The organism is Quadrisphaera setariae, assembly GCF_008041935.1.
GTDB classification, from domain to species: domain Bacteria; phylum Actinomycetota; class Actinomycetes; order Actinomycetales; family Quadrisphaeraceae; genus Quadrisphaera; species Quadrisphaera setariae.
On record NZ_VKAC01000007.1, the window covers coordinates 301828 to 321591 of the forward strand.

A 19764-nucleotide genomic window follows, 5' to 3' on the forward strand; every position below is an offset into this window, starting at 1 on the left:
GGCCGCCGGTCGGCTCCCGGTCGGCTCCCGGTCGGCTCCCGGTCGTTCAGGCGTCGACGTCGGCGGCCGCGCCCAGCACCGAGACCGCCGCGGCCACCCGGGCGGGGGCCAGGGGGCTGCCGTCGGGCTCGCCGAGGTAGAGCACGTCCACCGCCTGCCCGCCGTAGGTCGCCACGTGCGCGCTGTGGATCTCCACGCCGATGCCGGCCAGCTCCGACCCGAGCGCGTGCAGCAGGCCCGGCCTGTCGAGGGCTCGCACCTCCACCACGGTCGCCTCCCCGGAGGCACCGGGCAGCACGAGCACGCGCGGCGGGGCCGTGGCGCGGGTCTGCGCTGCGGAGCTGCCGGGGCGCCAGCCGGCGTCGCGGCGGCGCATGGGCTCGAGCACGGAGTCGTCGCCGGAGGCGAGGCGGCGCAGGCCGGTGAGCAGCACGCCGGGACCGGGCAGGCCCGCGGGCGCCTCCACCCACCAGGTGTCGACGGCGATGCCGGGACCGCCGTCTCCCCCGCACGGCCCTTCGACGGTCCGCACCAGCGCGGAGCGGACCGAGAGCCGGTGGCTGGCGAGCAGACCGGCCTGGTCGGCGAACAGCCCCGGGCGGTCGGGGGCCACCACGTGCACGGCGTGCATCCCGGCGACGTCGTCCACGCGGATGCGCGGCTGCCCGTCGGCCAGGACGCCGGCCACGGCAGCGGCCTCGGTGTCGGTCAGAGGCGCCGGGCCGGGGGGCTCGTGGCCCTGCAGCACGCGCCGCGCGCGGAGGGTGAGGTCGTCCACGAGCCGCGCCCGCCAGGCGGTCCAGGCGGCGGGCCCGGCGGCGCGGGCGTCGGCCTCGGTGAGGGCGCGCAGGAGGTCGAGCACGTCCTCCCTGCCGTCCACCGCGTCCACGAGCTCGGCCACGGTGCGCGGGTCGTCGGGGTCGCGCCGGGTGGCGAGGTCCACCAGCGTCAGGTGGTGCAGCACGAGCCGGTGCACGACGGCGGCGTCGGCCTCGGGCAGGCCCACCCGCCGCGCCACGCCCGCGGCGATGGGAGCCCCCTTGGCCGAGTGCTCCTCACCGTTGCCGACCTTGCCCAGGTCGTGCAGGAGGGCGGTGAGGAGCAGCAGGTCGGGGCGCGAGACCGAGGAGCGCAGCGGCTCCGCCTCCACCGCCGTCTGCACGAGGTGGCGGTCGACGGTGTGGCGGTGCACCACGGTGCGCTGGGGCCGGTTGCGCACGGCGGCCCACTCGGGGAACCACTGCACCACCAGACCGGCCTGGTCGAGGGTCTCCCACACGGGCACCTGCGCCTCGCCGGTGCCGAGGAGGTCCACCAGCGCCTCGCGCGCCGGCACGGGCCAGGGGTCGGGCAGCGGAGCACCGCCCGAGGCGAGGTGCTCGGCGGTGATCGGCGACAGCGGGATGCCCGCGCGGGCGGCGGTGGCGGCCGCCCGCAGCGCCAGGGCCGGGTCCGTCTGGGGCCGGGCCTGGGAGCCGAGCCAGAGCTCGTCCTCGTGCTCGACGAGGTCGGGGCCCAGGCTGCGCAGGCGGGGGCGGGCGCGGCGCAGGCCGCGGCGCGAGGTCATGGCGCCGCGGGCGCGGCGCGTGGTGCGGTCCAGGGCGTGGGCCACGGCTCGGGCGGCGCCGGCCACGCGGGCGAGCAGCTCGTCGGCGTCGGACAGCCCCATCGCGGCGGCCACGGCGTCCTGCTCGGGCAGCAGCAGCCGGTCACCCGCGCGCCCGGTGACCGCCTGCAGGCCGTCGCGCACGTCCAGCAGCAGGCCGGTGGCCTCGTCGAGCACGCCGTGGCTGCCGCCTCCACCGTGGGGGGCGTCCGCCACCCAGCTGGCCACCAGGGCCCGCAGGACGACGACGTCGCGCAGCCCGCCGCGGGCCTCCTTGAGGTCGCCCTCGAGCAGGTAGGCGAGGTCGCCCTGCTGGCGGTGCCGCGCGGCGACCTCGTCGAGCAGCACCGGCAGGCGCTTGCGGGCGGTGCGGCGCCAGTCCTCGCGGACGGCCTCGCGGGTCCGCAGCACCATGGCGGCGTCCCCGGCGAGCGGTCGCAGGTCGAGCAGGCCGACGGCGGCGGAGGCGTCGGCGGCGGCCACCTCGCGGCACTGGGCGGGCGAGCGCACGGAGTGGTCCAGGCGCAGGCCGGCGTCCCACACCGGGTACCAGACCCGGTCGGCCAGGGCGGCGACGTCCTCGGCGCCCAGCTGGCGCCCGTCGTGGAGGATCACGAGGTCGAGGTCGCTGGCGGGGCCGGCGTCGCGGCGGGCGTGGCTGCCGACGGCTGCCAGGGCGATGCCCGAGGCGGTGGCGTGGGTGCCCGCGGCGGGACCGGCGGGGTCGGACAGGACGGCGTCGGTCCAGACGTCCTCCAGCCAGGTGTCCACCAGGCCGGCGAGGCGCTCGCGCCGCTCCGGGCCGCGCGCGGGGTCGTCCAGGCCGGCGCGCACGGCGAGGGCGAGCCGCTCCCTGCGGAGGTCCCTGCGGGGGATGGCTCCAGCGGTCACGTCACGCCCTCTCGTCAGTGCTGCGGGGAAGCAGCGGGGAAGTGCTGCGGGCGGTGCTCCTGCCGCTGACAGCGACAGGAGCACCGCCCGAAGGGGTGTCAGAGGGCGTCGGCCCCGTGCTCACCGGTGCGCACGCGCACGACGTCGTCGACCGGGATGACCCAGACCTTGCCGTCGCCGATGCGGCCGGTGGCCGCGGCCTTGACGACCGCCTCCACCACGCCGGTGGCGTCGAGGTCGTCCACGAGGACCTCGAGGCGGACCTTCGGGACCATGTCCACGGTGTACTCGGCGCCGCGGTAGACCTCGGTGTGGCCGCGCTGGCGGCCGTAGCCGCTGGCCTCGGAGACGGTCATGCCCTGCACGCCGAACGACTCCAGCGCGCTCTTGACGTCGTCGAGCTTGTGCGGCTTGATCACCGCGGTGACGAGCTTCATGCCGGGGCTCCCTCAGAGGTGCGGGTGGTGGACTTCGCCGCGACGGCACCCGCGGACGGGGCGTGGCCGCCGAAGCTGCCGACCAGGTCGTAGCCGGACTCGGCGTGCTGGGCCTGGTCGATGCCGGAGACCTCGTCCTCCTCCGGGACGCGCCAGCCCATCACGGCCTTGAGGGCGAACCCGATGATGGCGGTGAGCACCGCGGAGTAGACCAGCACCGCGAACGCTCCGACGGCCTGGATGCCGAGCAGCTCGAAGCCTCCGCCGTAGAACAGCCCGTCCTTGCCGGCCGGCGCGGCGGCGGTGGCGAACAGGCCGATGGCGAGGGTGCCGAAGAGGCCACCGACCAGGTGGACGCCGACCACGTCGAGGGAGTCGTCGAAGCCGAGCTTGTACTTGAGACCCACGGCGAGGGCGCAGAGCACGCCGGCGAGGGCGCCGACGACGATCGAGCCGATCGGGCTGAGGGCGGAGCACGCCGGGGTGATGGCCACCAGGCCGGCGACGGCACCGGAGGCAGCGCCGAGGGACGTGGCGTGGCCGTCGCGGAAGCGCTCGGTGATGAGCCACCCGCCCATCGCGGCGCTCGTGGCGACGAGGGTGTTCACCCAGACCACCGCGGCGGTGTTGTTGGCACCGAGGGCGGAGCCCGCGTTGAAGCCGAACCAGCCGAACCACAGCAGGCCAGCGCCGAGCATCACCAGGGGCAGGTTGTGCGGGCGCATCGGCTCGCGGCCGAAGCCGCGGCGCTTGCCCGTGATGATCGCGAGCACCAGGCCGGCGACGCCGGCGTTGATGTGGACGGCGGTGCCGCCGGCGAAGTCGATCGCGCCGAGGTTGTTGGCGATCCAGCCGCCCACGTGGCCGGCGTCGGTGCTGAAGTCGAAGACCCAGTGCGCGACCGGGAAGTAGACCAGCGTCGCCCAGATGCCGGCGAAGACCATCCACGTGGAGAACTTCACGCGGTCGGCGATGGCGCCGGAGATGAGAGCCACGGTGAGGATCGCGAAGACGGCCTGGAAGCCGACGAAGGCCATGGCGGGGAGGCCGCCCGCCTCGGTGGTGGTGTCCTCCATGAGGCCCTTGAGGCCCAGGTACTCGGTGGGGTTGCCCAGCAGGCCGCCGCCGACGTCCTGGCCGAACGCCATCGAGTAGCCGTAGAGCACCCACAGCACCCCGATGAGCGCCAGCGCGCCGAAGCTCATCATCATCATGTTCAGCACGCTCTTCGGGCGGACCATGCCGCCGTAGAAGAGCGCGAGACCGGGGGTCATGAGCAGCACCAGGGCGGCGCTGGTCAGGACCCAGGCGGTCGCGCCGGTGTCGACCATCGGCTTACCTCCTGCGAGAGCGCGGCCCGTGTCGGGCCGGGGGACTCCGGGCGGCGCCGTCCTCCGGCCGCCGCGTGCCCCCGGTCGCGGGGGCGCTGCAGAGAAAGGTGCCGACACGGCGTCAACCGCGCGTTCCCCCGGTGTTACTGAGCCGTGTCATCGGACCCGCGCGTGTGAACACTGCGTTTCGCGGTCCCCCGCGCGGGTCTGCCGGGGCTGTGAGGCGGCCTGGTGGGCGCTGCGGGCCCGCTGACGTCGGTGCGTCAGCCGACGATCGCGTCGACGAACGCCTCGGGGTCGAACGGGGCCAGGTCGTCCGGTCCCTCCCCCAGCCCCACCAGCTTCACGGGCACGCCCAGCTCGCGCTGCACGGCCACGACGATGCCGCCCTTGGCGGTGCCGTCGAGCTTGGTGAGCACGATGCCGGTGACGTCGACCACCTGCGAGAACACCGCGGCCTGCTTGAGGCCGTTCTGGCCCGTGGTCGCGTCGAGCACCAGGAGCACCTCGCTGACGGGCGTGCTGCGCTCGATGACGCGCTTGACCTTGCCCAGCTCGTCCATGAGGCCGGCCTTGTTCTGCAGGCGGCCCGCGGTGTCGATGAGCACGACGTCGGCCTCGGCCTCGGTGCCGGTCTTGACCGCCTCGAAGGCCACCGACGCCGGGTCGGCGCCGTCGCGGTCGGACCGGACGGTCGGCACGCCCACGCGCTCGCCCCAGGTGGCCAGCTGGTCGGCGGCGGCGGCGCGGAAGGTGTCCGCCGCGCCCAGCACGACGTCCTTGTCCTCCGCGACGAGCACGCGGGCGAGCTTGCCGACCGTGGTCGTCTTCCCGGTGCCGTTCACCCCGACCACCATGACGACGGCGGGGTGCCCGGGCGGGTCCGCCGGGCGCGAGGTGCTCAGCGACCGGTCCATGCTCGGGTCGACCACCGCGAGGAGCTCCTCGCGCAGCATGGCCCGCACGCGCTGCGGGTCGCGCTCCCCCAGGGTGCGCACGCGCACGCGCAGCCTGTCGACCAGCTCGGTGGCCGGGCCCACGCCGAGGTCGGCCATGAGGAGGGTGTCCTCGACCTCCTCCCACGTGGCCTCGTCGATGGTGTCGCGGCTGAGCAGCGCCAGCAGGCCGCGGCCGAGCGCGGTGTTGGAGCGGGCGAGGCGCTCCCGCAGGCGCACCAGGCGGCCAGCGGCCGGCTCCGGGCGGTCCAGCGCCGGCGCGGCCGGCTCCTCGGGCAGCTGGAGGTCGGGCGCGGGGAGGGTGTCGATGGTGCGGGTGGCGCTGTCGCGCGGGACCTCCGCGTCGTCGCCGACGCCGGGCAGGTGCCCCTCGGCCCCGTCCGCGCCGCGGTCCTGGCCGGGTCGGCCCCCGAGGGTGCGGCTGGCGGCGTCACGGCCGCGGCGCACCAGGCCGACCACGAGCCCTGCGCCGAGCAGGGCCACGAGGACGACGGCGCCGATGATGAGGTCGAGCGTCTCCACGCCCCCAGCCTCCCAGACCTGCGCCGTCCGATCAGGACGAGGTGCTGGCCCGCTCCCGCAGCCGCTGCGACACCACCGCGGTGACGCCGTCGGAGCGCATCGTCACCCCGTACAGGGCGTCCGCGATCTCCATCGTGCGCTCCTGGTGGGTGATGACGATGAGCTGGCTCGAGGCCCGCAGCTCCTCCAGCACCGCCAGCAGCCGCCGCAGGTTGGCGTCGTCCAGGGCCGCCTCGACCTCGTCGAGCACGTAGAACGGGCTCGGGCGGGCGGTGAAGATGGCCACCAGCAGCGCCACCGCGGTCAGCGAGCGCTCCCCGCCCGACAGCAGGCTCAGCCGCTTGACGCGCTTGCCCGCCGGGCGCGCCTCCACCTCCACACCGGTGGTGAGCAGGTCGGAGGGGTCGGTGAGCACCAGGCGGCCCTCGCCCCCGGGGAACAGCCGGGGGAAGACGCGGTCGAACGCGGCGGCGGTGTCGGCGAACGCCTCGGCGAAGGCCTGCTGCACGCGCTCGTCGACGGTCCGCACGATCTCCAGCAGGTCGGCGCGCGTGGTGCGCAGGTCCTCCAGCTGGGAGGTGAGGAACGCCGAGCGCTCCTCCAGCGCCGCGTACTCCTCCAGCGCGAGGGGGTTGACCCGCCCCAGGCGCGCCAGCGCCTTCTCCGCCTTCGCCAGCCGAGCCTCCTCGGCCGCCCGGTCGAAGCCGTCGCCGGGGGCGTGCTCGGCGAGCAGCGCCTCCACGTCGAGCCCCAGCTCGTCGGCAGCCCGCGCGCGCAGCGCGTCGAGCACCGCGCGCTGCTCCACCCGCGCCACCTCCTCGCGGTGGGCGGCGTCGGTGAGCGCCGCGAGGTCAGCTGCGAGCTCCTCCACGGCGGCGCGTCCCTCTCGGACCGCGGCGGCGGCGGCCTCCCTCTGCCCTGCGGCCTCCTCGCGGGTGCGCCCGGCGTGCTCGAGCACCCGCTCGAGCACCTCCAGCGACGCCTGGGCCCCGGCGGCCACCGCGGCGGCCACGGCCTGCCCCGCGCGGTGGCGGCGGGCCTGCTCGGCGGCGCGCTCGCGGGCGGCGCGCTCCTGGCGCGCGGCCCGGGCGAGGCCCTCGGCGCGGCCGCTGCTGGCGCGCTCGCGCTCCTCGGCGGTGCGCAGCGCCAGCCGCGCCTCCACCTCCGCACCGCGGGCGGCGGTCGCGGCAGCGGCCAGCTCGCTGCTGGTCTCCGTGCTGCGCGCGGTCGCGTCCCCCTGCTCCCCCGAGGCCGTCGGGGTCGCTGCCTGCTGGTCCGCGGCCAGCTCCGCGGTCAGCGCGTCCGCCTTCTCCCTCGCGACGACGACGGCGGCGCGGGCGCGCTCGTGCTGCTGCGCGGCGCGCCCGGCGTCAGCGGCGGCGGCGCGGGCGGCGGCCGTGAGCTCGCCCGCGCGGCGGGCCTCGCGGGCAGCGGCGGCGTCACGGGCCGCCAGCTCGGCCAGGGCGGTGTCGCGCCGGTCGCGCGCGGCGGAGGCCAGCTCGGTGGCGGCGCGCAGCTCCGCCGCCGCGGCGGTGCTGGCGGCCCGGGCGTCCTCGAGGGCCTCGCGCGCGGCGTCGGCGGCGGCCTGGACGTGCACGCGGCTCGTGCCGGCGTCGCCCCCGCCGCGGGCCGACCCCGCGCGCAGCACGTCACCGGCCTCGGTCACCGCCACCAGGCCCGGGTGGGCGGCCACGAGGGCACGGGCCTGCGCCAGGCCGGGGACCGCGACGTGCGCCGCGAGCAGCTCGGCGACGGCCCGGCCCAGCTCGCCCTCAGCGCTGACGAGCGCGGCGACGGGACGTGCGCCGTCCACGCCCTCGAGCCCGTCCAGCAGGGCGCGGAGCTCGGCCGCGGAGGCTCCCGCCTCGGCGGCGCCGCCACCGGTCGCGGCGGCTCGGGCGGCCCGCCGGCTGCCGGCTGCCGGCGCCCGGTCGGCCGCGTGACGCGCACCGGGCAGCACCACGAGGTCGGCCCGGCCCGCTGCCTCGTGGCGCAGGAGCCGCAGGGCGTCCACGGCGGCGTCGAGCGACTCCACCACCACGGCCTCGGCGAGGTCGCCCAGGGCCGCGGTGACGACGTCCTCCGAGCCCGGCTCCACGTGCAGCTGCCCGGCGACGGCCCCCAGCACGCCCGGCAGCCGGGCGCCCGCGGCCACGAGGGCCCCGGCGCCGTCGCGGCGGTCGGCCAGCCCCATCTCCAGGGCCTCCAGCCGGGCAGCGGCGCCGGCCCGGTCGCGCTCAGCGGCGCGCTCGGCGGCGCGCGCACCGGACAGCCGCTGCTCCGCGTCGGCCAGGGCCGCGGACGCCGCGGCTGCCGCCCCGTCGACGCCGTCGGCGCTGGCGCCGCCGGCCCGGTCGTCGTCCTGAGCGGCGAGGGGACCGGCGACCTGCGCGAGCGCAGCGGCGGCGTCCGCCTCGCGCCTGCGCGCCTCGTGGAGCTGCTGCTCGGCGCGAGCGGCCTCGGCGACAGCGGCCTCCAGCGCGCCCCGCGCGGCACCGGAGCGGGCCTCGAGGCGGGCGCGGCGCTCGCGGCGGTCGGCGGCGGCCCGGGCCGCCGCGGCCACGGCGCGCTCGTGAGCGCCCTGCTCGGCCTCCGCGGCCCGCGCTGCGCCCGCAGCGCGCTGGAGCCCCTCGCGCGCCGCGACCACCTGGGCCGCGAGCGCCTGCTCGGCCTCGCGGGCCCGCTGGGCTGCGGCCTCGAGCTCGTCAGGGTCACGGCCGGTGCTCGTGGCCGCGGCCTGCGCCGCCGCCCCCAGGGTGCGCTCGCGCTCGGCGGCGAGCGCGGCCGTGCCGCGCAGCCCCTCCCGCTGGGCGACCAGGGCGTGGCAGGCCTCCGCCGCGGGGGCCAGGCGGGCGGCGGCGGCGCGCTCGGCGGCCTCGGCCGCGGCCAGCGCGGCGCGCGCGGCGGCCAGGCGCTGCTCGAGCTCCTCGCGCAGCGCTGACGCCGCGGCCTCGTCGGCGAGGTCGGCCTCGAGAGCGGCCTGGGCGCGGGCGACGTCGTGGGCGAGCAGCGCCGAGCGCGCCTCGCGCACCTCCGCCTGCACGGTCTGGGCGCGGCGCGCGGCGTCGGCCTGGCGGGCCAGGGGACCCAGCTGGCGGCGGACCTCGGCCGCCAGGTCGGTCAGGCGCACGAGGCCGGCCTGCATGGCGTCGAGCTTGCGGAGCGCCTTCTCCTTGCGCTTGCGGTGCTTGAGCACGCCCGCGGCCTCCTCGATGAAGCCGCGGCGCTCCTCGGGGGTGGCGTGGAGCACGGCGTCGAGCTGGCCCTGCCCGACGATGACGTGCATCTCCCGGCCGATGCCGGTGTCCGACAGCAGCTCGGTGACGTCGAGCAGGCGGGCGGGCGTGCCGTTGATGGCGTACTCGCTGCCGCCGGCGCGGAACATCGTGCGGGTGATCGTCACCTCGGGCGCGGCGAAGGGCAGCGCCCCGTCGGCGTTGTCGATGGTGAGGGAGACCTCGGCGCGCCCCAGGGGCGGCCGGCCCGGGCTGGCGGGGGTGGCGGCCGTCCCGGCGAAGATGACGTCCTGCATGGAGGCGCCGCGCAGCGACCTGGCGCCCTGCTCCCCCATGACCCAGGCGAGCGCGTCGACGACGTTGGACTTGCCCGACCCGTTGGGGCCGACGACGCACGTGATGCCCGGCTCGAGGTGCAGCGTGGTCGCGGAGGCGAAGGACTTGAAGCCCTTCAGGCTCAGCGTCTTGAGGTGCACCCCCCGACGCTAGCGGGCGGGTCGGACACCCGAGGCGGCTTCGCGGCCCGCCGCAGGACCTGGCTCCCACCTGGGAGCGCTCCGAGCGGACTCCCAGTCACCTCGCAGGCCGCAGACCGCCCCCGGGGGTGGTGCTGACCGTTGCCCAGGAGCACGATCACGAGTGGCCCGGGAGGTTCCCGGACCGGTCGGAAGACCACCTCGGGAGGCGGGGACGATGAGCTGGAGCCTGGACCGGCGCGCCGAGCAGGAGCACCCTGAGCTGCTGGACGTGCGCAACCGGGAGCACCTGTGGGTGACCGGGCGGACCCTCCACAGGATCCTCGACGGGCACCTGCCCGCCGACGAGCAGGTGCACGAGCTGCTCATGGGCGCCGTCGGCGACGCGCGCGCCGTGCTGGCCGTGACCGACCACCGGGCGGTCATCGCCGCCGAGCCCCGCGGGTCAGGGGCAGCGCACTGCACGGACCTGCCGCTGGACGAGGTCACCGAGGTCGAGTGGACCCGGCACGGCCCCACGGGGTGCGTGGTGCTGCGGACCGGGGGCGCCTGCCACGTGCTCAAGCACGTGGAGCTCCGCCACGGGCCCGAGGTGACCGAGCGCCTGGCCGCGCGCGTGCGCGCCGCCCGGACCGGTGCGGCGGCCCCGCAGCCCGCGAGCGCCTGACGGGAGGCCCCACCGGCCGCGCGGTCCTCAGGGCCTGCGGCCGGTGAGGCCCCGCAGCCTGTCCAGCAGGGGTGCGTCGTCGGCGACCTCGACGCGCGGTCCGAAGACGCCGATGACCCGCCAGTCCTCGGCGAAGGGCAGCAGGTGCTCCCAGAGCCCCTCCACCAGGTCTTCCGGTGGCTCCTCGCCGGTGACGGCGCACACGTCCAGGGCCAGCACGCCGTAGTAGCCGGTGATGTCGCGGACGTAGTACTGCGCGGGGAGGTCGCCGTAGGACAGGTGGGTGGTGCTCGCCGGGTCCTCGTGGGCCCTCACCGCGGCGACGGCCCGCTCAGCCAAGGCCGAGAGGGCCCCGCCCGGGTCGTCGCCGAGCAGGTCCGCGTCCTTCGCGGCCGGCGGGTCGTCGTCGAGGGGGCGCCCGCTGAGGGTGTGCGGCACGAAGGCGAGGTCGTAGGCCGCACCGCGCGCGCCCTCGCGGACGGTCGGGGGAGCTCCACCGGGCATCGAGTCCGCGGGGAGCGGCTCGTCGAGGTGGCCGCCGCGGGCGGCGGAGGCGACGGCGGCCGCCAGCGAGCGGGCGGCGGTGGCGAGGAGTTCGTCCTTCACGGGCGTCAGCCTGGCCCGGCACCGCCGGTCCGGTCCAGACCCTCGCCGGTCCGCAGCCGCGAGACCGACGGGGGGCCTGGTCAGCCGAGCGGCTGGCTGACGACGTCCTCGACGACCCCGGGCCGCCCGGCGGTGCCGTCGCGCAGGTCTGCCAGGAGCTGCTCGCACGCGGCGGCGTCCCCGCTGGCGCGCACCAGCACGGTGCCGTCGACCTGGTTCTCGCCGCCGCCGGACAGCCCGAGCTGCTCGCAGCGCCGCGCGGTCCACCAGCGGAAGCCGACTCCCTGGACGACGCCGCTCACCACCGCGCGCACCTCAGCCACGGGACCTGCCCGTCGCCGCGGCGGAGCCCGCCGCGCGCGGGCGCGGCTGGCACACGGGGCAGGAATGGGAGGACCGGTTGGCGAACGCCTCGCGCCGCACCGGAGCGCCGCAGCGCGGGCACCCGCGTCCCTCCCTGCCGTAGACGGCCAGCCCCCGCTCGAAGTACCCCGACGCGCCGTTGACGTCCACGTACAGGCTGTCGAAGCTCGTCCCGCCCTGCGCGAGGGCCTCGGCCATGACGTCGCGGACGTCCCCCAGCAGCCGACGGGCGGCAGGACGGGTCAGGCCGGACGCCGGGCGCTCCCCGTGCAGGCGCGAGCGCCACAGGGCCTCGTCGGCGTAGATGTTGCCGACCCCGGAGAGCAGGTCCTGGTCCAGCAGGGCCCGCTTGACGCCGGTCCGGCGACTGCGCAACCGGTCCACCAGGGCGTCCTCGTCGAGGTGCGGGTCGAAGGGGTCGCGCGCGATGTGGGCCACGCCCTCGGGGAGCCGGGGGCTCGACGGCGAGCCGAGACGCAGCGGTCCGGCAGCCGGACCGGTCGCCGGGACGCCACCGCTCGTGACGTCCGCGGAGGTGTCCGGCGCCAGACCGCCCGTGCCACCCGGCAGGCCGTCAGGGGTGGGGAGCAGGTCGACGACGGCGAGGCCGCCGAACATGCGCTGGTCCACGAAGCGCAGCTCACGGCCCTCGAGCGCGCCGCCGCCGTCACCGTCGGACAGGCGCAGGCGCACCCGCAGGTGCTTCTCGTCAGGGGCGTGCGGGGGTTCCAGCAGCAGCTGGCCGCTCATGCCCAGGTGCGCCAGCAGCGCCTCACCGCTGTCCAGCTCGAACCACAGGAACTTGCCCCGGCGGACCACGTCGTCCACGCGGGCGCCCGCCAGGCGGGCGGCGAGGTCGTCCGGGCCCGCCAGGTGGCGGCGGACCGGCCGGGGGTGCAGCACCTCGACGGCGTCGACGACGGCGCCGGTGGTCCAGCGCGCCAGGCCGCGCCGGACGACCTCGACCTCGGGCAGCTCGGGCACGGGTCGCTCAGGCGTCCTGCGCGACCGCGTGCTCGTGCACGTCGGCCTCGACCCGCTCGGCCGGGGTGGCCCCGCGCGCGGAGTGGAGGGTCCGCCAGGCGGAGGCGGCGGCCTCCTGCTCGGCCTCCTTCTTGCTGCGTCCCGCGCCCTCGCCGCGCGGCGCGGGACCGTGCGGGTCCGTGGCGGGTGCTTCGGGGAAGGTGGCCACGGCCGCGAAGGTCTTGGCGTGGTCGGGCCCCTCCTCGGTGACGAGGTACTCGACCGGGCCCAGCCCGTGGGCGGCGCCGAGCTCCTGCAGGGAGGTCTTCCAGTCCAGGCCGGCGCCCAGCTCGGCGGACACCTCGAGCAGCGGGCTGACCAGGCGCAGCACGAGGTCCCGGGCGGCGTCGGGACCGCACGAGAGGTAGGCGGCGCCGATCACGGCCTCGGTGGTGTCGGCGAGGATCGAGTCCTTGTCACGGCCACCGGTGGTCTCCTCGCCGCGGCCCAGCCGGACAGCGGAGCCGAGGTCGAGGGTGCGCGCCACGCTCGCGAGGGCGCGCATGTTCACCACGGCCGAGCGGAGCTTGGCCAGGCGGCCCTCGGGGAGGTCGGGGTGGCGGTGGAACAGCTCGTCGGTGACGACGAGCCCCAGGACGGCGTCACCGAGGAACTCCAGCCGCTCGTTGGTCGGCACGCCGCCGTTCTCGTACGACCACGAGCGGTGCACGAGGGCGCGCTCGAGCAGCTCGACCTCGACCTCGAGGCCGAGCTGCTCCAGCAGACGGGCGTGGACCTCGCCGCGCGGCGGCTCGACGGGCCGACGGCGACGGGCCGTCAGAGGTCCTTGACCTTGCGGCCCTTGTACTCGAGGTACAGGGGGGTGCCAGCGGCGTCGGTGACGACCCGGGCCGTGTGGGGCAGGGAGTACTCGGTGTCGCTGCCGCGCGTGGTGGCGACCAGCGTCAGGGGGGCCGCCTTCCACTGCGAACGGCGGTGACGGGTGTTGGAACGGGACATCTTGCGCTTGGGGACCGCCACGGTCAGCTCCTCGGGTTCTCCGGCCCGGTGGGCCGCTCGTCGGTGGGGTGGGTGGTTCCGTCCGCGGACGCGGCGAGCTCGCGCAGCGCCGCCCAACGGGGGTCTGTGTCGTCGTGGCCGTGCAGCGGGTCGTCCGCGAGGCGCGCCCCGCACTGCGAGCACAGGCCGGGGCAGTCGACGGTGCACACCGGCTGGAAGGGCAGCGAGGGCACCACGGCGTCGCGCAGGGCGGGCTCGAGGTCGAGCAGGTCTCCCTGCAGCTCGAGCACGTCCTCGTCGTCCGCGGAGGACTTGCCCGGGTAGGCGAACAGCTCCTGGATGCGCACGTCGACCGAGCGCTCCACCGGGTCGAGGCAGCGCACGCACTCCCCCGTCGCCTCGCCGTGCACCGTCCCCGACACGAGCACGCCCTCCACCACGGACTCCAGGAGGAGGTCGAGCTGGACGTCGCTGCCCTCGGCGACCGAGATGACCTCGGTGCCCAGGTGCGCCGGCGCGGGCACCGTGCGGTTGACGGGGTGCGAGAGCCCGGGCCGTCGACCCAGCTCACGGGTGTCGACGACGTACGGGGAGCGCACGTCGAGCTGCTTCATCGTCCTTCTGCCTCTGTTCCACGACCACGGCCGGGCCCGCTCACCGCGCTGGACGCGCGCGAGCAGCCGACAGACCGAGGGTCGAGACTACCCGGTGGTGGGCCGTGCCCCCAACCGGCTCGTCGGGCGGGCTCCTGAGCCGGTGTCCGGCTGCTGGAGCCGGCGCAGGACGGCGGGGGGGACGTAGGGCGCCACGGACCCGCCCAGGAGGTGGACCTGACGCACCAGGGAGCTGGAGACGTGGCCCCAGCGCGGGTCGGCCACGAGCAGCACCGTCTCCACCCCGGCCAGGTCGCGGTTGACCACGGCCATCGGCTGCTCGTGCTCGACGTCCGTGGCCGAGCGCAGCCCCTTGACGACGGCGGTGGCGCCCACCGAGCGCACGTGGTCGACCAGGAGCCCGCCCTCGACCGCCTCGACGCGCACCCGGGCGGCGTCGCGCTGAGGGAGCGCCTCGTCGAGGCACTCCCTCAGCGCCTCCACGCGCTGCTGGGCGCTCCAGTGCGGGGTCTTGGAGGGGTTGACGTGCACGGCCACCACCACCTCGTCGAACAGGGCCGCGGCCCTGGCCACCACGTCGACGTGGCCGAGGGTCGGCGGGTCGAAGGAGCCGGGGCAGACGCACCGCGTCGGGGAGGGCACGCGGCGACCCTACGGCTGGTCGTCACCAGCGGGCTCGGCCCACCACAGCGCCGTCTCGCCGTACTTCTTCTGCCCCAGGCCCACCACGCCGGCCGGCCACGCGGGCTCGGGGCTGCGGGTGGAGCGCTCGACCACGAGGTGGGCCAGGGGCGCGAGCCAGCCGTGCTCGACGAGGGCGACCAGGAGGACCGCCAGCGCGTCCTCGGGCAGGTCGTAGGGAGGGTCGACGAGGACGACGTCGGCGCCGTCGCCGAAGCCCGCCGCCGCTGCGCCACCGGCCAGCACGGACGCCGCCGAGGCGGCGCGCACCTCGACCCCCGGCAGGCCCAGGGCTGCGGCGTTGCGGCGGCAGGCCGCAGCGGCGGCGGTGGCGGAGTCGACCAGCAGCACCCGGGCCGCGCCGCGGCTGGCGGCCTCCAGCCCCAGCGCCCCGGAGCCGGCGAAGAGGTCGAGCACGGCGGCGCCGGTCAGGTCGCGCTCGTGCTCCAGCCGGGAGAACAGCGCCTCGCGGACGCGGTCGGAGGTGGGGCGGGTGGCGCCCTTGGGCACCTCGAGGCGCCGTCCGCCGGCGGCACCCGCGACGATCCGCGTCACGCCGCAGCCTCCCGCGCCGCCCCCTGGGTCGACGACCGGGGGGCCTGCTCCGGGAGCGGCCGGGCGGGGCGCCGCCAGGACGCCGCCGCGGCCGCGAGCAGCACCAGCGCGGCGACCGCGAGCACGCCGGTCGCGTGGAGCGCGCCGTGGTGCTCGGCCAGCCACCCCGCCGCGGCCGCGCCGGTGCCCACGCCGATGACGATGCCGCTGCCCACCAGCGTCATGGCGGTGGCTCCGCTGCCGGCGGCGCTGCGCTCGGCGGCCATGGAGGTGATGGTGACCATGGCCGGTCCCACGGCCAGGCCGGCCAGGGCCGTGGCGGCCGCCAGGGCCACGAGCGACGGCGTCAGCGCCAGCGAGACCGCCATCGTCGCGATCCCCACGAGCAGCACGCCCGCCGCGGCGGCCAGCCGGGCCGCCAGGGACACCCGGTCGGGGACCGCGACCATCGCCAGCGCGGTGAACGCCGACCCGACGCCCATCGCCGCCACCAGCAGCCCGCCGGCGCCGATGCTGCCGGCCTCCTGGGCGGCGGCGGTGAGCGTGGTCTGGCCGCCGCCGAAGAACAGGCCCATGCCCACCGCGGCGACGATGACGACGGCGAGGCGGCGCAGCAGCGCGCCGCTGGCGCCCGCGTCGTCGTCGGTGGGGGCCGGGGTGGTGCCCGCAGCGGGCGCGGTGGCGCTGGGGTGCAGCGCGAAGGCGGGGACCGCGACCGCCACGAGCACCCCCGCCACGAGCAGCGAGGCCGACGGCGACCCGGCGATGGCCACGAGGCCCGCGAGCGCCGGGCCGAGGACGTAGGCCACCTCGTCCGCGGCGCTCTCCCCCGCCATGGCGGTGGGCACCAGCGCGGGTGTGCGCCGCATCCAGCGGGCCCGGGAGAATGACCCGATGGGAGGCATGGCGAAGCCGGCCACGAGGGTGGCGAGCAGCAGCAGCGGCACCGGCAGCGACGCCGCACCGACTGCGACCACCAGCAGGGCTGCCACGTTGACCGCGGCGGCCACCAGCAGCACCGGGCGCTGCCCGCCGCGGCGGGCGAGCCGGTCGGCGAGGGCTCCGAGGGTGGGGCCGCCCACGGCCTCCCCCACGGAGGTGGCTGCGGCGGCCAGGCCGCCCACGGCGACGGACCCGGTGCCGGTGGTGACGGCGGCGAGCACGGAGACCGGCACGAGCGTGATCGGCAGGCGCGCCGCGAAGGCGGTGACGAGGTAGGGGGTGCCCGCGGCGCGCCGCAGCTCGGCGTAGGGGGCGAAGGAGGCGGTGAGGCTCACAGGACGTGCTCCAGGACGGTGTGTGCGCCTCCCCACCACAGGTCGCACGGATCCCTGAGCATCTGTCGGGAGCATCGTAGGCGGGACCGCCCGGAGCGGCCAGCAGGTTCAGCCGCGCTCGACGAACGCCTCGCGCTCCTCCAGCCGCTCCAGCGCCTCCCGCACCCGCGGGGCGTCCGTGAGCTCGGGGTCGAAGGCCACGAGGTCACTGGCGTAGCGGCGGGCGCGGGTGATGAGGTCCTCGTTGCCGAGCACCTTCAGGTGCTTCAGCGAGGAGTTGTTGCGCCCGGACTGCGCCGCTCCCAGGACGTCGCCCTCGCGGCGGGAGGCGAGGTCGAGGTCGGCCACCGCGAAGCCGTCGGTGGTCTCCGCGAAGCTCTTCAGCCGGCCCAGGCCGGCCTCGTCCTCCTGGGCGCCGGTCATGAGCAGGCACAGGCCCGGCTGGTCACCGCGCCCGACGCGGCCGCGCAGCTGGTGCAGCTGCGACAGGCCGAACCGCTCGGCGTCGACGATGACCATCACCGTGGCGCCGGGGACGTCGACGCCCACCTCCACCACCGTGGTGGCCACGAGCACGTCGAGCTCCCCGGCGGAGAAGGAGCGCATCGCGGCGTCCTTGTCGTCAGGGCGCATCCGGCCGTGCAGGGTGCCCAGGCGCAGACCGGCGAGCTCGGGGCGGCCCCGCAGCTCGGCGAGCACCTCGTAGAGCCCGCGCGGAGGGCGGCGACCCTCGCCGTCCTCCTCGTCCGGGGGGCTCCCGAAGAGCTGGCCCTCCTCGCCGCCGGGCTGGACCCGCTCCAGGCGCTCGCCGGGGTCGGGCGCGGAGAGGACGCCCTCGCCGTCGTCGTCCTCGCCCTCCTCCCCGATGCGGGGGCAGACCACGTACACCTGGTGGCCGGCGTCGGCGGCCTCGCGCACGCGCTGCCAGCACCTGTCGACGTACTTCTCGAGCCAGTCCGGGACCACCGCGGTGGTGATGCCCTGCCGCCCGGCGGGCAGCTCGGTGAGGGTGGAGACCTCGAGGTCGCCGAAGACCGTCATGGCCACCGTGCGCGGGATGGGGGTGGCGGTCATGACGAGCACGTGGGGCGGCACCCCGGACTTGGCGCGCAGCGCGTCGCGCTGCTCCACCCCGAAGCGGTGCTGCTCGTCGACGACGACGAGGCCGAGGTCGTAGAAGTCGACGGCGTCCTGCAGGAGCGCGTGGGTGCCGATGACGATGCCCGCGTCCCCGCTGGCGACGTCGAGCAGGGCGGCGCGCCGGTCGGCCGTGGACTGCGAGCCGGTGAGGAGCCGCACCTGCACCGTCGGCCCGTCGCTCTCGGGACCTCCGAGCAGGCCGTGCGCGGCCAGCGGCCCGAGCATCCGGGTCAGCGATCTCACGTGCTGCTGGGCGAGCACCTCCGTGGGGGCGAGCAGGGCGCACTGGGCGCCCGCGTCGACCACCTGGAGCATCGCCCGCAGGGCCACCACCGTCTTGCCGGAGCCGACCTCCCCCTGGAGCAGCCGGTTCATCGGGGAGGTGCGGGACAGGTCGGCGGTCAGCGCGCCGCCCACCTCCTGCTGCCCGGCGGTCAGCTCGAAGGGCAGCGAGGCGTCGAAGGCGGCCAGCAGCCCGCCCTCGCGGGACGGGTAGGGCGTGGCGGGGAGGACGGCGAGCGCCGCGCGGCGCTTGGCGAGGGCCACCTGCGTGACGTAGGCCTCCTCCAGCTCGAAGTGCCGGCGCCCGCGGGGCGGCTGCTCGAGGTCGGTGGGGCGGTGCAGGTAGAGGAGGGCGTCGAGCTTGCTGGGCACCTGCTCGAGGTCTCGCACGCCCGAGGGCAGGACGTCGGGCACGTCCTCCGCGGTGAGGGTGTCGAGCACGGTGGCGACGGCCCGGGCGACCTTCCAGCTGGGGAGGTTCTTGGAGGCCGGGTAGACCGGGATGACCTCGTCGGCGCGCGCGCGCAGCGCGTCGGCGTCGGTGGCCATGACGGTGTCGAGGTCTCCGGGGAGCAGCTCGTACTCGGGGTGCACCAGCTGCAGGCGGCCGCGGTAGCTGTTCACCCTGCCGGAGAACATCGCCGCCTTGCCCCACCTGAGGCGGCCCTGGTGGTAGGCGACCTGGTTGGTGCGGCCGAAGAACGCCAGCGAGAGCTCGTCGCGGCCGTCGGTGACCACCACCTCGACCATCATCCCGCCGCGCTGGCGCAGCGGTCTGGTGCTCGTGCGGACCACCTCGGCGACGACGGTGGCGTCCTCGCCCTCCACCAGCTGCGCCAGCGACGTGAGCTCGCCGCGCCGGTAGTAGCGGCGCGGCAGGAGCATCACGAGCTCACCCGCGGTGGTCAGCCCGTGGGCCTTCTCGATCGCCTGGGCGGTGCGATCGCCCAGGTCCTTCTTCAGCGGCGACGACAGCCGGGACACGTGGGCCAGCGTGCCAGCGGCCACCGACAGACCGTGCCGCGCGGTGCCTCGGGCTGGCGCCGCGGAGGAGAGCGGAGGTCCGGTGTCGAGAGCACGGGCCGCTCTCGGCTACTCTTGACCGTCCGCTGGGCGAGCGCAGCCCTGCCGTCGGTCATCCGGCGCCAGCTGCCCCCCGGCCGAGGAACGACGCCTTCGAGATCACTGGAGTAGAGCTGTGGCTGCCACCTGCGACGTCTGCGGCAAGGGCCCTGGGTTCGGCCACGCCATCTCCCACTCGCACCGCCGCACGAAGCGCCGCTTCGACCCGAACATCCAGCGCGTGCGCACCCTGGAGAACGGCGTGACCCCCAAGCGCGTCAACGTGTGCACCTCCTGCCTGAAGGCGGGCAAGGTCACCCGCTGACCCCCTGACGCACCAGCAGCGCCCGCCCGGCTCCGGCCCGGCGGGCGCTGCTGCGTTCCCGGTCCGTCACCCGGCGCCGCCCGCACCACCCGTCCCACCGGGGTCGGGCAGCACCCTCACCGGCCCGCGCGCCCCCCTGCCGAGGGCATCGTCGGGGTTGGACAGGGTGCAGGAGTCCATCGAGAGGCAGCCGCAGCCGATGCACCCCTCGAGCTGGGCCTCCAGCGCCTCGATGGCCCTCCGGCGCCGCGCGAGGTCCTCGCGCCAGGCCCCCGACACGCGCGCCCACTCGGCGCGGGTGGGTGCGCGGTCTGGCGGGAGGTCCGCCAGAGCGGCCGCCACGTCGTCGAGCGGGACCCCGATCCTGCGGGCGATGACCAGGAGCGACACGCGCCGCAGCATGTGCCGCGGGTAGCGGCGGTGCCCGCTGGGGGCGCGGCGGGAGGTGATGAGGCCCCGCCGCTCGTAGAAGTGCAGCGCGGAGACGGCCACGCCGGTGCGCCGGCTGACCTCCCCCACCGACAGCAGGTCCTCCGGGCCGACCACGGGCCACCTCCTGTGCTCCACCTCGACGTCGCGCCTTGACCTCGAGCGAGGTTGAGGTTGCACGATCGTGACATGGCCTCGTACTCCCTGCCCGACCTGCCCTACGACTACAGCGCCCTCGAGCCGCACATCAGCGGCGCGATCATGCAGCTGCACCACGACAAGCACCACGCCACCTACGTCGCCGGCGCCAACACCGCCCTGGAGC

At 76.7% G+C, this 19764-nt stretch carries 18 protein-coding genes and 1 pseudogene; 3 read left to right on the plus strand and 16 right to left on the minus strand.

The window, feature by feature from the left end:
* Positions 1–46: 46 nt before the first annotated feature.
* The 5 genes from FMM08_RS13755 to FMM08_RS13775 form a co-directional block, all read right to left on the minus strand.
* The gene (locus FMM08_RS13755) at positions 47–2497 is read right to left on the minus strand and encodes a [protein-PII] uridylyltransferase (RefSeq protein WP_255472385.1); all 2451 of its coding nucleotides are present in this window, start codon (positions 2495–2497) and stop codon (positions 47–49) included.
* 98 nt (positions 2498–2595) lie between these two features.
* Positions 2596–2934, minus strand: coding sequence for a P-II family nitrogen regulator (locus FMM08_RS13760; RefSeq protein ID WP_109772549.1), 339 nt, complete (start codon positions 2932–2934; stop codon positions 2596–2598).
* Positions 2931–4265, minus strand: a complete 1335-nt coding sequence (locus tag FMM08_RS13765) for an ammonium transporter (protein WP_147926923.1) — start codon at positions 4263–4265, stop codon at positions 2931–2933. Before FMM08_RS13765 ends, FMM08_RS13760 begins: the two co-directional genes overlap by 4 nt.
* Before the next feature lie 263 nt (positions 4266–4528).
* Positions 4529–5743 (minus strand): signal recognition particle-docking protein FtsY, encoded by a 1215-nt coding sequence (gene ftsY, locus FMM08_RS13770; protein WP_147926924.1) that lies wholly within the window; start codon positions 5741–5743, stop codon positions 4529–4531.
* Between the two features lie 31 nt (positions 5744–5774).
* On the minus strand, positions 5775–9455 hold the full coding sequence (locus tag FMM08_RS13775; protein ID WP_147926925.1) for a chromosome segregation SMC family protein: 3681 nt from the start codon (positions 9453–9455) through the stop codon (positions 5775–5777).
* Positions 9456–9672: 217 nt separating this feature from the next.
* Between FMM08_RS13775 and FMM08_RS13780 the strand changes: the two genes are divergently transcribed.
* Positions 9673–10122, plus strand: coding sequence for a hypothetical protein (locus FMM08_RS13780; protein ID WP_147926926.1), 450 nt, complete (start codon positions 9673–9675; stop codon positions 10120–10122).
* A 27-nt stretch (positions 10123–10149) separates the two neighbouring features.
* Here the strand turns inward: FMM08_RS13780 and FMM08_RS13785 are convergent, their stop codons facing one another.
* The 10 genes from FMM08_RS13785 to FMM08_RS13830 form a co-directional block, all read right to left on the minus strand.
* A complete protein-coding gene (locus FMM08_RS13785) occupies positions 10150–10728 on the minus strand; it encodes a DinB family protein (protein ID WP_147926927.1) in 579 nt (192 codons plus the stop codon).
* An 80-nt stretch (positions 10729–10808) separates the two neighbouring features.
* On the minus strand, positions 10809–11051 hold the full coding sequence (locus tag FMM08_RS13790) for an acylphosphatase (RefSeq protein WP_222710755.1): 243 nt from the start codon (positions 11049–11051) through the stop codon (positions 10809–10811).
* Complete coding sequence (locus FMM08_RS23075; protein WP_187279749.1) at positions 11044–12075, minus strand: Fpg/Nei family DNA glycosylase; 1032 nt, start codon at positions 12073–12075, stop codon at positions 11044–11046. Before FMM08_RS23075 ends, FMM08_RS13790 begins: the two co-directional genes overlap by 8 nt.
* A gap of 7 nt (positions 12076–12082) precedes the next feature.
* Positions 12083–12895 (minus strand): ribonuclease III, encoded by an 813-nt coding sequence (gene rnc, locus FMM08_RS13800; protein WP_147926979.1) that lies wholly within the window; start codon positions 12893–12895, stop codon positions 12083–12085.
* On the minus strand, positions 12892–13095 hold the full coding sequence (gene rpmF, locus FMM08_RS13805; protein ID WP_147926929.1) for a 50S ribosomal protein L32: 204 nt from the start codon (positions 13093–13095) through the stop codon (positions 12892–12894). The genes rnc and rpmF overlap by 4 nt, the downstream gene beginning before the upstream one ends.
* Before the next feature lie 2 nt (positions 13096–13097).
* Complete coding sequence (locus FMM08_RS13810; RefSeq protein WP_147926930.1) at positions 13098–13688, minus strand: YceD family protein; 591 nt, start codon at positions 13686–13688, stop codon at positions 13098–13100.
* Between the two features lie 87 nt (positions 13689–13775).
* Positions 13776–14330 (minus strand): pantetheine-phosphate adenylyltransferase, encoded by a 555-nt coding sequence (gene coaD, locus FMM08_RS13815; RefSeq protein WP_147926931.1) that lies wholly within the window; start codon positions 14328–14330, stop codon positions 13776–13778.
* A 9-nt stretch (positions 14331–14339) separates the two neighbouring features.
* Entirely contained in the window at positions 14340–14924 is a 585-nt protein-coding gene (rsmD, locus tag FMM08_RS13820; RefSeq protein WP_147926932.1) for a 16S rRNA (guanine(966)-N(2))-methyltransferase RsmD, read from the minus strand.
* Complete coding sequence (locus FMM08_RS13825; protein WP_147926933.1) at positions 14921–16201, minus strand: MFS transporter; 1281 nt, start codon at positions 16199–16201, stop codon at positions 14921–14923. The genes rsmD and FMM08_RS13825 overlap by 4 nt, the downstream gene beginning before the upstream one ends.
* A gap of 108 nt (positions 16202–16309) precedes the next feature.
* Entirely contained in the window at positions 16310–18631 is a 2322-nt protein-coding gene (locus tag FMM08_RS13830) for an ATP-dependent DNA helicase RecG (RefSeq protein ID WP_222710756.1), read from the minus strand.
* 190 nt (positions 18632–18821) lie between these two features.
* On the opposite strand from FMM08_RS13830, the gene rpmB reads away from it, so the two are divergent.
* Positions 18822–19010, plus strand: coding sequence for a 50S ribosomal protein L28 (gene rpmB / locus FMM08_RS13835; RefSeq protein WP_109772534.1), 189 nt, complete (start codon positions 18822–18824; stop codon positions 19008–19010).
* Between the two features lie 66 nt (positions 19011–19076).
* Here rpmB and soxR read toward each other — a convergent pair whose 3' ends face one another.
* Positions 19077–19556, minus strand: a complete 480-nt coding sequence (gene soxR, locus FMM08_RS13840) for a redox-sensitive transcriptional activator SoxR (protein WP_147926934.1) — start codon at positions 19554–19556, stop codon at positions 19077–19079.
* Positions 19557–19628: 72 nt separating this feature from the next.
* Between soxR and FMM08_RS13845 the strand changes: the two are divergent.
* Positions 19629–19764: pseudogene (locus FMM08_RS13845) on the plus strand (superoxide dismutase); the annotation flags it as partial.

Bases quoted from the DNA above. Each gene is read 5' to 3' on its own strand.
- FMM08_RS13760 (WP_109772549.1), bottom strand. From the start codon at position 2,934: ATGAAGCTCGTCACCGCGGTGATCAAGCCGCACAAGCTCGACGACGTC.
- FMM08_RS13765 (WP_147926923.1), bottom strand. From the start codon at position 4,265: ATGGTCGACACCGGCGCGACCGCCTGGGTCCTGACCAGCGCCGCCCTG.
- FMM08_RS13780 (WP_147926926.1), top strand. From the start codon at position 9,673: ATGAGCTGGAGCCTGGACCGGCGCGCCGAGCAGGAGCACCCTGAGCTG.
- FMM08_RS13810 (WP_147926930.1), bottom strand. From the start codon at position 13,688: ATGAAGCAGCTCGACGTGCGCTCCCCGTACGTCGTCGACACCCGTGAG.